This is a genomic window from Hymenobacter oligotrophus (assembly GCF_003574965.1).
Classification (GTDB): domain Bacteria; phylum Bacteroidota; class Bacteroidia; order Cytophagales; family Hymenobacteraceae; genus Solirubrum; species Solirubrum oligotrophum.
The window spans coordinates 3,383,174-3,396,237 of the sequence record NZ_CP032317.1; the positions used below are offsets into that span (position 1 = coordinate 3,383,174).

The window sequence follows — 13,064 nt, forward strand, 5'->3', positions numbered from 1 at the left end:
TCTTGCGAATTGGCAGTTATATTCCAAGTACACGCGGTGCGGGCTTTGGCATACATGCACGTCAGCAGCAGCTATTTCCGCTTTTGGCAAAGCCGCTAGCGCCGCTGAACGGAACCTGAATTCGTCGATACGGGCCGATAGAAGCTGGCGCAGTTCTTTTTGGGGGCGTCGCGAAATCTTTTGCCCGTTGAAGTGTTGAGGAAAAACCAATCAGAAGTTACTCCTCCGTGATACAGAACAAGCTTTTTCAACGGGTTACGCGCTACACGTGGCTCCTTTCCGCGGCCTTGTTGCTTGCGCCCACGCCCAGCTGCCAAAAAGAATCGGCGGCGAAGCCGGCTCCTGCTGCCACGCCCCAAGCGCCGGAGCCTACCGGTGGCCGGCTTATCAGCAGCACGCTTATTGGCGAGTACGACCAACGCACACTGGCCAACCGGGTAGCCTCGGTTCCGCTGGTGGGCGCCTTGGCGCAGTACCCTATTAAGGTGTACAAGCTTACTTACAGCACGCGCAACACCGATGGGCAGGACGTTACGGCTTCGGGGGCATTGCTGGTGCCGGTTACTACCAAGGCCTTGCCGCTGCTGAGCTACCAGCACGGCACCATCTCGCCAACCGACGAAGACCGCGCGCCTTCGTACTATAGCTCGAGCAGCGAGGTGTGGTCGGCGGTGTCGGTACTGGCTTCCACGGGCTATATCGTGTCGGCGCCGGACTATATCGGCTACGGCGCTTCTAAGGCGCTGCCGCACCCCTACGAGCATGCCCCGTCGTTGGCTTCGGCTTCGTTGGATATGCTGCGGGCCGCGCGCGAGTTTTGCCAAAAGCAGCAGGTGCAGCTCAACAAGAAGAACTTCCTACTGGGTTACTCCGAAGGCGGCTTTGCTACCATGGCTTTGCACAAGCTAATTGAGGAGCAGGCCAGCAACGAGTTTGCTGTTACGGCCAGTGCGCCCGGCGCCGGCGCTTACCACAAAACGGCTTTTGCCAAGTACATCCTCAACTCCACGCAACCGCTCAACTTCCTGAATTCATACGTGTGGGTGCTGAACACCTACAACCGGGTGTATGACATCAAGCGGCCGCTTACGCACTACTACAACCAGCCCTACGCCACGCAGCTGCAAAACAACCCCTTTAGCGCAGTGCCGAAGCAGGTGCAAGAGCTCTTTACGGAGTCGTTCCGCACGAGCGTGCTTGCCAACAACGACGCGCCGATGAGCACCGCCTTCCGCAACAACGACGTGTACGACTGGAAGCCCAAAGCGCCGCTGGCCCTGTTCCACGGCACCGCCGACGACTACGTGCCCTTCTTCAACTCGCAGGATGCCTACAACGCCATGCGCGCCAAGGGAGCCACGCAGGTGCAGCTGCGTCCCATTCAGGGCGGCAACCACTTTAGCGCGGCCGGGGCTTACACGCTCGAGGCTTTCGGCTTCATCTCGCAGTATTACTAAGAGTAGCCGCTGAGGCATTACTTGTTGTCATTCCGAGCGAAAGCGAGGAATCTGAGTTGCTCCGTACGCGGCGCACAACTCCAGATTCCTCGCTTTCGCTCGGAATGACAGTTTAGGCCGAAACGGTATCGGCAGATGTTGGACTAATAGCCTGCCGCAGCCAGCAGCCCGTCAGCGCGGCCAAGGCGCCCACCAACCCCGCAATTACCGCCGCTACCAGCACCACTGCCCAGCCTTGCCCACCCAGGGGCAACAGCTCGGCTACACGGTTGGCCAAGTGGCCGCCGTTGCGCACGTACAAATAGCCGGCCGGCAGCAGCCAACCTAATGCCGCGCCGCCGAAGCCAGCCCCAAAGGCCTGCCCACCGCGGCGGGCGAGCAAGGCACCTAGGAGCAGGGCTGCCGCGGCCAGCGTCCACCACGGCAGCAGCAGTTGAACCACGGCCGCCAGCACCAGTATTGCTAAGAAGAGTTTCATACTAGAAAAGACTAGGTGGTTAGCGGCTTTGCAGCGTCCAGGCGGCTTGCACGCGCGGGTGCTGTTGCGTGGGCGAGGTCAGGTAAATCAGCTCGTTGAGTTGGCCTGTGCGCCAAGTTTCGATCAGGTTGTCGTAGTAGCGGGAGCCAGGGTTGCCGCTTTGCCCACCGGGGAACACACCATAGGCTTTCGGCTCGGGGCCCAGGGCCACTACCATGCGCCACGAAGGACCGTTGCGCTCGGTGGTGGCATTCACGATGGCCGCCCCGCCGCCGCAATCCAAATCCAGGCGGCCGAAGCCGGGCAGGCGGGCCAGGTGCAGGATGTCGGTGCTTTTGTGGTTGGCCCAGCGCCACTTGGGCCCTAGGTCGCCGTACTTGCGCGTGAGCGAATCGGTAGCAAACCGGAACGACTGCAAGGCCAGCTGCGGCAGCGACTCGCGCTGCGGCGTGCGGCGGTCGTCGATCCAGCGCGAGGTGTCTTCGCGCAAGATGAGGTTGGCCGTACGGTCGCGGGGCGGGTAGCGCATTTCCAGGCCGGTAGCTTCCGGGCCGAAGTCGTCTTCCCAGATGCTATCTACCAGCTCGGCGTACCACATATCGAAGATGCTCGGGGCAATGGCCTGGGCATCGTGCATGTAGTTCCAGCGGCGCAGCTCGTCGTAGGCGCGGCGCTGGGCGGGCGTAAGCTGCTCGGGCTGCACCAAAGCCAGCATACGCGGCAGCATCAGCTGGGCGTGCAGGTTCAGGTTATCGTTTTGCAGCACGCGCAGCGAGTCGGGCGTGGCTTTGCTCATGCGCGCCAACCGCTCGTTGATGCGGTGGCCGCGCTCGTAGCTGGCAAAGCTCCAGCCTAGGTAGTAGGGGTAATCGGGCCCGGCCGGAAACTGGTTGGCCGACGACACAAAGCCGCGCGCCGGGTTTTTTACGTGCGGATTCTGCTGCTGCGGAATCCAGCCCTGCCAGTCGTGCTGCGGGTTGGAGCCATCGAGCACAAACTTGCCCTGGTTTTTCCACTTCAGCGGAAACTTGCCGTTGGGCCAAATGGCCACGTCGTTTTGCTTGCTGGCGAAGATGAAGTTTTGGGCCGGCGAGGCGTAGGTACTTAGGGCCGCGGCGTAATCCTGGTAGTTGCGGGCGCGGTTGAGGTTATAGAACGTAAGCACCTCGTTGCCGCCCTCGTGGGCCGTCCAGCGCAGGGCGTGCCGAATGGGCGTTTGCTCGTTGAATACTTTCTCGGCGCGGTCGTAGGTGATGGGGCCGTGGTGGGTGTAGAGCACGGTATCAAGCCGCTCGGGCAGGCCGCGCACTTTAATGCGCTCCACCACCTGCCGGATGGGCTTCCACTGCCCGTCGTGCCAGTACTCGCGCTTGGTGTTGTCCTTGAACTTCAGCTGATACCAATCGAGCACGTCGGCGCCAACGTTCGTCACGCCCCACGCCACCTCCTGGTTGAAGCCGATGATGATGGTAGGCGCGCCTGGAATGGTAACGCCGTACACGTTTACGCCCGGCGCCGAAAGCTGCACCTGGTACCAAATGCTGGGCAGGTTGAGCTGCAGGTGCGGGTCGTTGGCCAAAATGGGCAAGCCCGAGGCCGAGCGCGCGCCGCTCACGGCAAAGTTGTTCGAGCCCAGGTCGGCGTCGGGCTCCCGGGCGGGCACCTTATCCGAGGCCGAGGCGGCAAATACCTGGGGCACCGGCGGCGTTTTCACGGGCGTGTAGTCGAGCGGCGTGCCCACGGGCACAATCGGGTCTTCGCGCGTGGGGTAGTCCGGGAACAAGTCGCGCACCACCTCGGGGCCGTACTTGTGCAGGGCGTTGGAGAGACGCAAGTCGTCGGAGCGGCCGCTCAGGTCCCAGGCCATCAGCTTCAGCAGCAGGGCGCACTTCAGCGGCGTCCAGGCTTCGGGGGCGTAGTTCAGCAGCTTGTACTCGAGCGGATAATCGCGCGGCGAGAGGCTGCCGATGTAGGCATTCACGCCGGCCGTGTACGACTCCAGCACCGTGCGGGTGGTGGGGTTGGCCATCATCACCTGCAGCGACTTTTCGGCTCCGTACGGCAAGCCCATGCGGCGCTGAAACCGGTCGTACTCCAGGGCCCTAGGTCCAACGACCTCCGAGATGCGCCCGGCCGCTACGTGCGTCTGAAACTCCATTTGCCAGAGCCGGTCGCGGGCCGTGAAGTAGCCCTGCGCGAAGTACAGGTCGTGGTCGTTCTGGGCAAAAATGTGCGGCACCCGCTGGTCGTCGAAGCGCACCGTTACGGGCTGCTGCAGGCCGGGCAGTTCCAGGGTCTGCTCGGCGGCAAAGTCGTTGGGGGCTTCGGCGTTGCGCCAAAAACCCTCGTACGGGCTCAGAAACTTGCCAAAAGCCGGCACCTCGCCGTGGTTGGTGTTCAGGGCCCACACCAGGGTACCCGTAGTCAGAAGAGCCAAACCGGCCCGGATGTAACGCAGCATAGGAACAACAGCTAGCAATAGCTGCCCTCAACATCCGACAAAAAAACGCGCCGCGCAAACCTAGGGGTGTTTCTCGCTGAGGTTCGCAGAGGTTCACGCCGAGGTGCGCAGGGGCCGTTGGATAACTCAGCGAACCTCGGCGCCGGCCTCTGCGAACCTCAGCGAGAAATAAACCAAGCGGCCCCGGCTGCGCAGTGCAACCAGGGCCGCTTGTAAGGCTTGCTGATGAGAGTAGGCGTGCTACAGATTTTCGGCCTGACGCACGAGCCCGTTGATGCCGCGGGTTTGCAGGCGCTGCCACAGCTCGTCGGCTTGCGGGCGGGGCAGCCGCTCGCCCACAATCACGCGGTTAAGGGCGCGGCCATTTACGTTGTCGGTGTGCACGGCCACGGGCAGCTGCGCGTCGAGGGCTTTGATTTGGGCCGCTAGAGCTTCGGCATTGCGCAGCTCGCCGAAAGTGCCGGCCTGCACCACGTAGGTTTCGGCGGGCTCGGGCGAGGTTTCGGTTACTACAATGTCGGTTTCCTGTTCGGCGGGCACGCTAGCCACGCCATTCACCGGACCCAGGGGCGTATCGGCAGGCACGATTTGGGCCACTACGCCGGCCGAGCCCAGCTGCACGATGCCCAGCGGGCGGGCCGCTACTTCCGATAAATCGAGGATGCGCTGGTGGCGGTAGGGGCCGCGGTCGGTTACGCGCACTACCACGGCTTTGCCGTTCTGGGGGTTGGTTACGCGCAGGCGGGTGCCGAAGGGCAGGGTTTTGTGCGCGCAGGTGTATTGGTTGCGGTCGAAACGCTCACCGTTGCTGGTGCGTTTGCCTTGGTGCTCGCGTCCGTACCACGAGGCCCGGCCGCGCAAAACAGCGCTTTTCGAGGCGGTGGCGGTGGGGGTGTCGTCGGCCAGGGTGGGGAATGAGCCAGCGAGTAGCAGCAGGGCTACCAGCCACGTCATCAGCAAGCCCGAGAGGTTCTGTCGTTGGTTCAACTTCATTGATTCTCTGCTTTGGTGAACGGGCCAAAACTATTGGCCTCGCCGGAATACAATCCAAATACCACGGCGGCGTAACCTAAGCAGAATAGTTGAAAATTGTGCTATAGACGGAAGATTTGCATTTAAGATTATTTCTGAGCGGATGAAAAATGGCTGATTGTGTTTCCTTAAGGGCGATTTAGGATTCTGTGTGGATAATTGGGCTGCCGAGCCAGAAATAAGATTATCCGCCGCTGAAAAAAGTTACTGTCGAGCCTCCGGGTTTTGTTCAAAAGCTGGTTGGTAATTACCAAAATTTTGTGTAAGGCAGTAACAGCCGCGCCGTTCGCCATTGCGTAGGTTTGCACATGGATTTTGGCCGCTTACCCGATGTGCGCGGGCTCGACTTTACCCTGCCGCCCGACCACCCCGACACCGCCCCGCTGCTGGCCCGCACGGCACTGCCCGCCGAGCCCGCCGGCATTTGGGTGGGCTGCCCCACCTGGACAAACCGCTCGTGGCTAGGCCAATGGTACCCGTTGGGGCTGCGCGAGGCCGACCAACTCATGTGGTACGCCAAGCAATTCAATAGCTTGGAGGTGAACGTGACGCACTACCGCATCCCCGATGCCGACATGGTGCGGCGCTGGCGCCAGGCCGTGCCGCCGCAGTTTCGCTTCTGCCCCAAAGTGCCGCAAGCCATCAGCCACGACCGGGAGTTGTTTCGGGCCGAAGACCTCACCAACTCGTTTTGCCGCGCCCTCGAGGGGTTGGGCGAGCAGCTAGGCATGGCCTTTCTGCAGCTGCCGCCGCACTTTGCGCCCCAGCAGCTGCCGCGCCTCGAGCGGTATTTGCTCGATTGGCCCCAGCACTTGCCCCTGGCCGTGGAGTTGCGCCACCCCGCCTGGTACCACGACAAAGGCCTGCTGGCCGAAACCGCCGCCCTGCTCGAGGCCCTAGGTAAAACCTGGGTAATCAGCGACGTGGCCGGCCGCCGCGACGTGCTGCACCAGCGGCTTACCACGCCCACGGCCTTTATCCGCTTCAACGGCCACGCCCTGCACCGCTCCGATTACCTCCGCGCCGATGCCTGGGCCGAGCGCATAGCCGCCTGGATGCAGAGTGGCTTGCAGCAGGTGTATTTCTTTATTCACCAGCGCGAGGTAAACGATGCCCCGGTGTGGGCGCAGTACTTTTTGCAGCGCCTGGGCAAGCTCACGGGCCGCGAGCTGCCCGCCCCCAAGCTGGTGGTGCAGCCGGTGCAGGGCAAGCTGTTTTAGCGCCAAAGCGGTTCGGGCACCTAGGGTGCGGCCACGGCCGCACCCTAGGTGCCCGAACCGCTTTGGCGGGTAGGCATCAGAAAGCAAAGCCCGCCCGCACCCGCAGCAAAATGCTGGGCTGCCACCGGTAGCTGGGCGTGCTGTAGCCCTGGTACCAGGGCTGCTGCCGCATTTGCAGGCCGGCACCCGCATCCACAAAGCCATACCGGCCCAACTGCCGCTGCCAGCCCCACAGCAGCTCGGCGCTGGGCTCGTGCTGAAACTGCGCTGGTCCGTCGTAGGTGAGGGGCGAATACATGCGGGTGAAGTTGCTGGTGTATTGCAGCTGCACGTAGGTGCCGCCCAGGCGGGTGGTGGCTTTGCCGAGGCGCTGGCGGCGGGCCTGGTTGTAGTAGTAACGCACGCCAACCGAGGGCGTAAGGCCGGCCAGCCGCCCTCCGCGCGAGAATCCCACGAGCACGTCGCTATCGAGGGTAGCCGAAAAATGCTTGCCTACCGCCCGCTCAACGCCTACATACAAAGGCGCCTTGAAGCCCCAGTATGAGCCCCAGGCTTTGGGAGGACTTACCCCCAGCTTGAACAAGGTTTGGGGCGTGGCCGTGGCCGTGCGCGCCGAATCGGGGACGGGCGACTGACCTAGGGCGACGGTGGTAGATAACGGCAGGCCCACGAGGCAGCCCGCGGCGGGTAATAACAGCTTATGCACAAATAATGCGTTTGGTGGTTGTAAGTACCTGCACGAGGCTGCGGCACCCTACTTGGGTTGCATGGGCGGCAGGCAAGCCACCTAGGCCTGTTTGTTCGTATGTTGTTATCCTACTTCCGACCCTGACCCTATCTGCCGATGCATACTTTCTCTACTCTACGGCGCGGTGCTTGGGCAATTGCCCTGGCGGCGGCCCTGTTTAGCCCCGCGGCGGCGCAGCAACCTTTGCCAGCAACAGCATCGGCTACCTCCTGCCTGTTGCTCCCGCTCGAGCCCGCCACGCGGGCCCAGCGTGCCGCGTTGGTGGTAGAGGCCGAGGTAGTGGCACAGCGTAGCTTTTGGGACCAGGAGCGCCGCCACATCTTCACGGCCAATACCTTGCGCGTGTACAAGCTGCTGAAGGGCCAGTGGGTGGCCGGGCAACCCCTTACGGTAATAACCGAGGGCGGCACCGTGGAGCTAGCGCGCGAAACCCTTACCAACACCCTCGCCCTGAAAGCGGGCGAACAAGGTTTGTTCTTCCTGAGCCCGGCCGCGTTCCGGGGCGTCAACGAGCCGCAGGCTTACACGCCCTATGGCAGCCTGCAGGGGTTTATCCGCTACGATGTAGCCGCTGCTACCGCTGCCGAACCCTTCCGGCAGTACCCGCTGCTCGACGATACCTTTTACCAGCAGCAACTAGCCTTTACAGGCCAGGCCCTGCGCCAACTGCAGCCCAACGCCGCGCTTGCGGCAGCCGTGGCCAAGCGCCTGCGCCCCGCCACCGCTTCGCGCGTTACGGCACCCGTAATTACTACCCTCGCGCCGCTTACCGTTACGGCCGGGACCGGCACGGTGCTTACCATCAGCGGTACGGGTTTTGGCGCCACGCCGGGCAGCGTCGAGTTCCGCAACGCCGACGACGGCGGGGCCTCGTTTACGCGGGCGCCCGGTTCCGAAATCGTGTCATGGTCCGATTCGCGCATTCAGGTGCGGGTGCCTTCTTTTACCGAGCAGGGGCGCCCGGCCGGCACGGGCAACATCCGCGTGAACACGGCCGATAACCAAAGCACCATCAGCGCGCTTAGCATTACGGTGGTGTATGCCATTTCCAATGTGCAGGAAACCAACAGCCTCGCCTTGTTCCCCACGGAGCATTTCAACCAAAACCGGCGCGGCGGCTACTCGTTTCAGCCGGATGCCGGCTTTGCCCAAAATGCGGCGGCCATGCAGGCCTTCAACCGCGCGCTGGCCAGCTGGCGCTGCCAAACGGCCATCAACTGGGAGATGGGCAGCACCCGCAGCAGCCGCGGCATTGCCTCCGACGACGTAAACGCCCTCGAGTTCGACCAGGGCGGCGAGCTGCCCGCGCAGGTATTGGGCCGCACTACCAGCTATTTCCTGGGATGCCGCGATGCCAGCGGGCAAATCCGCTTCTGGGTAAAAGAGATTGATATGGTCTACGACGACGGCACGCCCTGGCAGTTTGGGCCGGCGCTGCCCACGGCGCTGCAAATCGATTTTGAGTCGGTGGCGGTGCACGAGCTGGGCCACGGCCACCAACTTTCGCACATTATTGCGCCAGCCGCCGCCGGCCGCCCCGGCGCCGTGATGCACTACGCCATCGGGCGGGGCCAAGTAAACCGCACCCTCGATTTCGACCGCGACATTCAAGGGGGCTACACGGTGCTGCAGCGCAGCTTTGCGCCCGATAACTGCGGCGCCGCCCCCATGATACCTGCCCCGCTTACGGGCGCGCTCACGGCCCAAACCGCGGGTCCGCGGGTGCTGCTTACCTGGGCAGTGCGCGACGAGTGCAATGTGCGCAACTACGTGGTGGAGCGCAGCACCAACAACCAGCAAACCTGGGCGCGGGCCGGCGAGGTGCGGCCCACGGGCGCGGCCTCCTACACCTTCACCGACAACAACCCCGGCGCCGAGCTGGTGCACTACCGCGTGCTGGTGCAGCTCAGCAACGGCCTCACCCTCACGGTGGCGCCCGTTACGGTGCGCACCATACCCGGGCCCGAGTTTGCGCTGTACCCCAACCCCCGGCGCGGCACCGAGGTGTACGTAGCCCTGAATGCGGCCTCCACCGACAACCTGGTTATCCGCCTCTACGACGCCGTGGGGCGCTATTACGGCGCCAGGGCCTACACGGTGCCGCAGGCAGGTTTTAACCCAAAGCTGCTCATCTCGCTGCCGCAATTGCGCGCCGGCTGGTACCTGATTCGGTGGGAAGCGGGCAGCCAAAAAGGCACTGTGCCGTTCATTCAGGTAGAGTAGCCTAGGTAGCCAACACTTGCAGCAGGGCCTTGCAGTACCGCAAAACCCGGCCGCCGTGTAGCGACCTAGGCACGGCGGGGTAAGCCTTCGGCCTAGTTTAGCCAAACGTGCGTGGTTGTCAGTAGCTTTGTTGGGCCCGCGCTGGTGGCACCGCCTGCCCCGCAGCAGCTCACGTTTTTGCTCTATGAACTTACGAGTACTTGTTACGCTATGGTTGGTAATGGCCGCGTTGGGGCTGAAAGCGCAATCGGTAGCCGACCTGGATGCCAAAAACGGTTTCGGCAACGATGTTTTCGGCACCGACCTCAGCGCCCTACCCGGCATGGTTTGCACCAGCAAGCAAAAGTCGGAGTACCAGCTGTATGCCCGCCCTGCCGATGAGCTTGCTTGGGGCGGCGGCAAGCTGCAAAGCATCAAGTATGGCTTCTATAACAACAAGCTCAGGGAGGTAATTCTGACCATCGACGGAGCCAGCAACGCAGCCCTGGTGCTGCAAGCCCTAACGGCGTTGTACGGGCCCGGCACACCCGGCCACAAGCCCAACTCCACGGTGTGGCAGGGGCAAAAGGTGAAGATGGAATGCGTGACGGACAGCCCGTTCGGCTCGTTTGTGTTCATCGGCCAAACCAAGTAGCTAGCCCATAGTTGGTTGTGGCCACGTGCACTTTGGGGCCTAAAGCCGCGGGCCAGTACTAAACTTGGCTTTTTGGAACGAAGCTGCGGCCGGGCCGTACTTTTGCCCGCTGCTCTGCGTTTTAGAGCCTCCGCTTAGCCCTTTGTTGCCCATGCGTTTTGCTTTTTTGCGCCCCGTGCTGGCTTTGGCCTTGGGGGTTGTTTCGCTGCCGGTGGCAGCTCAGAAGTACCGCACCGCGGCCGGCGCGCGCATTGGTGCCGGCAACTACGGCCTCACGGTGCAGCAGCGCATCTTCGAGAAAACCACACTCGAGGGGTTGGGCTTGCTGAACTCACGCGAGGTAACGGCCACAGTACTGGCCGAACAGCACTTTCCGCTGCTGGGCCGCAGCCTCAACTACTACCTAGGGGCCGGGGCGCACCTAGGGCGCCACAAAGACCGCGGCACCGTGGGCGGCTTCGACGGCATTGTGGGCGTGGAGTGGAAGCTGCCCATCACCCCGCTGCTGGTGTCGTTTGATTTGAAGCCGACCTACGAAATCAACAACGACGACTGGTTCCGCTTCCCAACGGCCGTGTCGGTGCGCTACGTGCTCGTGAAGGAGAAAGAGAAGCCGTTCATGGGCGGCCTGTTTGGCGGCGGCAACAACGACGGCGACCGGGAAGGCAAGCGCAAGTCGAAAACCAAAACCAAGCGCAAAGGCGAGTCGGGCGGGTTTTTCGACGGGTTGTTCGGCAACTAAGCCCTAGGTGCGCTACAGCAACGCGAGGCTCAGCAGCAGCACCGACAGCAGCACAAAGCTGATAATCAGCAGGTAAACTACCGAAACTACCAAGGCTTTGGCAATGGTTTTGGCCCAGCCTTGCTCGTACACGTGGTGCAAGGCCAGCACCAGGTACAGCGGCGGCGCCAGCGTAAGCACCACGTCGAACCAATCGTTGCGTACGAACTCCGTCCAGAGCATGCCAGCCAGCACCAACACAAACAAAAAGCAGTGCAGGTGCAGCGAAAACACCAGGTGGTTGATGTAGAGCCGCTTGCGCCGCGCGTATACGCCCTTGAGCAGCAGGGCAAACAGCGGCATCAGCACAAACATCGAGACGGATGCGTTTTTGGTGATGCGCTGGCGCACTTGGTCCACCGTCGACTCGCGCACGCGCGCCCATTGGCGCAGGGCCAGGCGGTTCCAGAACGTGGGCGTGGCGCCCTTGCTCCGGATAAGCGAATCGGTGCGGGCGGGGCTGGGGTTGCGGGCGTAGCGCTCCAGCTCGGCGGTGCCAAAGCGCACGCGGCCCACCTCAATCGAGTCGGGGCTGCTGGCGGCCCGCATCAGCAGGCTGGCATCGAGGTTGGGGCGGGCCTTTACAACGGCGGCGCGCGTGCTGTCGAGGGCGGCGCTGGCCGCCTCCGAGGCTTGAGCGGTGGTGTCAACCAGGCGGCGCTCGTCGTGGCCCATCAGCAGGCCCACCAGCAAAAAGAAAACAAAGCTGACGAACACGTACAGCCGGATGGGCGGCACGTAGGCCACGCGGTGCCCTAAGTTAAACTTCCGCGTGAGGCGCCCGGGCCGGAACAGCAGCAGGCCCAGCGTGCGGAAAAACTTGCTGTCGAAGTGAAACAGGCCTTCCAGGGTTTCCTCAACCAGGTGGCCGAACGAGATGTTCAGGTCGTGGTTTTCCTGGCCGCAGCTGGGGCAGAAGCTGTTGGGGCCGCCGGCGGCCACAAAATCGTAGCCGCAGTTGGCACAAGTGGGCAACCGGTGCGGAGTGTGCGCCATAGGAGCTTGGGGTCAGCGGCGGGTGGGCCGCGGGCGCAAGTAAGCATTTCCGCTGCTACGGTTGTGCTTTTTCGTGCGCCGGGCCCTGGCAAGGCCCCTGGCGGCGCAAGCCGCCTGCCCACCTAGGGGCCCGCCGTAACCTCTCGGGCCGGGCACTAGGCTACTGGCTGCCTAGCCCGGCCCAAACACCTAGGGCTAGCCCTTCCGGACGCGGCCGCTGCCCGAAATGTGCGTGGTAATGCGCGGCGCGCCGGTGTAGTAAATGCTGCCCGAGCCGCTGATGCGGGCCTCGAGCGTTTGGGCAACCCCCACGCGGCAATTGCCCGAGCCGCTGACGTGGGCCGTGCAACTGGCGGTTTGCAGGCCGGCCGCCTCGATGCGCCCCGAGCCGCTAATGTGCATTGCGGCGGCGGGGCTGGTGCCGCTCAGGCGCAGGCTGCCCGAGCCCGAAACGCTGGCCTTTAGCTGCTCAGTTGCTACGGCCACGCGCAGGGCCCCCGAGCCGCTCACCGACAAATCGAGGGCGGCGGCGCGCAGTGGCTGCGCGGCCTCGATGCTGCCCGAACCGCTAACGCCCAGGGCCTCAACCCGCGGCATGGTTACGTACACCTTTACCGGGGCCGAAAACCCGCGCCAGTTTTTCCAGTTGCCGTCGGGCTGACCAATGCGCAGGCGGCCGTCCTTCACGGTGGTTTCTATGGTGCGCAGGTCGTCGGGGTTGCCCACCAGCTCCACCTTTTGCACGTTGCCTTGTACCAGCACCAGCTCGGCCGAGGTAGCCAACGACAACCGCGTGAAGGCCGGTACCTGGCGCACTTCGCGCGTTGACTCGGGGCGGCTGAAGGTGCTGGCAACGGCTGCCGGCGCGGGCCAATACACCGGTGCAGCGGCCAACAGCGCCAGCGGCAAAGTGAGCAGAGGCAGGAGGAAGGTTTTCATGGCTAGGCTTTTACGGGTTGGCGTGTTCAAGATAGCAGATGCAGCGGAACCCTGCACCGTTGCTTGGTCTGCCGAAAGCACAGGGTATCAGCTGC

11 protein-coding genes are annotated in these 13,064 nt (G+C 63.2%); 5 read left to right on the forward strand and 6 right to left on the reverse strand.

Features of this window, described 5'->3' with window-relative positions:
- The first annotated feature begins 227 nt into the window (after nt 1-227).
- Nucleotides 228-1,457 carry an alpha/beta hydrolase family protein gene (locus D3Y59_RS14515; RefSeq protein ID WP_240410383.1) on the forward strand — a complete coding sequence of 410 codons (1,230 nt, stop codon included), beginning with the start codon at nt 228-230 and terminating at the stop codon, nt 1,455-1,457.
- Between the two features lie 112 nt (nt 1,458-1,569).
- On the opposite strand, the gene D3Y59_RS14520 is transcribed toward D3Y59_RS14515, so the two are convergent.
- The 3 genes from D3Y59_RS14520 to D3Y59_RS14530 all read right to left on the reverse strand — a co-directional run bounded on the left by D3Y59_RS14520 (nt 1,570) and on the right by D3Y59_RS14530 (nt 5,389).
- Nucleotides 1,570-1,935: a hypothetical protein gene (locus tag D3Y59_RS14520; protein WP_119445696.1), complete on the reverse strand. Its 366-nt coding sequence runs from the start codon at nt 1,933-1,935 to the stop codon at nt 1,570-1,572.
- Nucleotides 1,936-1,954: 19 nt separating this feature from the next.
- Nucleotides 1,955-4,396 carry a penicillin acylase family protein gene (locus D3Y59_RS14525; RefSeq protein ID WP_119445697.1) on the reverse strand — a complete coding sequence of 814 codons (2,442 nt, stop codon included), beginning with the start codon at nt 4,394-4,396 and terminating at the stop codon, nt 1,955-1,957.
- Between the two features lie 240 nt (nt 4,397-4,636).
- A complete protein-coding gene (locus D3Y59_RS14530) occupies nt 4,637-5,389 on the reverse strand; it encodes a septal ring lytic transglycosylase RlpA family protein (protein ID WP_119445698.1) in 753 nt (250 codons plus the stop codon).
- A 347-nt stretch (nt 5,390-5,736) separates the two neighbouring features.
- Between D3Y59_RS14530 and D3Y59_RS14535 the strand changes: the two genes are divergently transcribed.
- A complete protein-coding gene (locus D3Y59_RS14535; RefSeq protein ID WP_119445699.1) occupies nt 5,737-6,648 on the forward strand; it encodes a DUF72 domain-containing protein in 912 nt (303 codons plus the stop codon).
- Nucleotides 6,649-6,724: 76 nt separating this feature from the next.
- On the opposite strand, the gene D3Y59_RS14540 is transcribed toward D3Y59_RS14535, so the two are convergent.
- A complete protein-coding gene (locus tag D3Y59_RS14540) occupies nt 6,725-7,354 on the reverse strand; it encodes a hypothetical protein (protein WP_162910809.1) in 630 nt (209 codons plus the stop codon).
- 138 nt (nt 7,355-7,492) lie between these two features.
- On the opposite strand from D3Y59_RS14540, the gene D3Y59_RS14545 reads away from it, so the two are divergent.
- The 3 genes from D3Y59_RS14545 (at nt 7,493) to D3Y59_RS14555 (ending at nt 10,995) form a co-directional block, all read left to right on the forward strand.
- Nucleotides 7,493-9,619: an IPT/TIG domain-containing protein gene (locus tag D3Y59_RS14545; RefSeq protein WP_119445701.1), complete on the forward strand. Its 2,127-nt coding sequence runs from the start codon at nt 7,493-7,495 to the stop codon at nt 9,617-9,619.
- A gap of 184 nt (nt 9,620-9,803) precedes the next feature.
- On the forward strand, nt 9,804-10,253 hold the full coding sequence (locus D3Y59_RS14550; protein WP_162910810.1) for a hypothetical protein: 450 nt from the start codon (nt 9,804-9,806) through the stop codon (nt 10,251-10,253).
- A 151-nt stretch (nt 10,254-10,404) separates the two neighbouring features.
- Nucleotides 10,405-10,995, forward strand: a complete 591-nt coding sequence (locus D3Y59_RS14555) for a hypothetical protein (protein ID WP_119445703.1) — start codon at nt 10,405-10,407, stop codon at nt 10,993-10,995.
- A gap of 12 nt (nt 10,996-11,007) precedes the next feature.
- Here D3Y59_RS14555 and D3Y59_RS14560 read toward each other — a convergent pair whose 3' ends face one another.
- Together D3Y59_RS14560 and D3Y59_RS14565 are read right to left on the reverse strand one after the other, a co-directional pair.
- Nucleotides 11,008-12,030: a DUF3667 domain-containing protein gene (locus D3Y59_RS14560; protein ID WP_119445704.1), complete on the reverse strand. Its 1,023-nt coding sequence runs from the start codon at nt 12,028-12,030 to the stop codon at nt 11,008-11,010.
- A 195-nt stretch (nt 12,031-12,225) separates the two neighbouring features.
- Nucleotides 12,226-12,969: a head GIN domain-containing protein gene (locus D3Y59_RS14565; protein ID WP_119445705.1), complete on the reverse strand. Its 744-nt coding sequence runs from the start codon at nt 12,967-12,969 to the stop codon at nt 12,226-12,228.
- Nucleotides 12,970-13,064 lie beyond the last annotated feature (95 nt).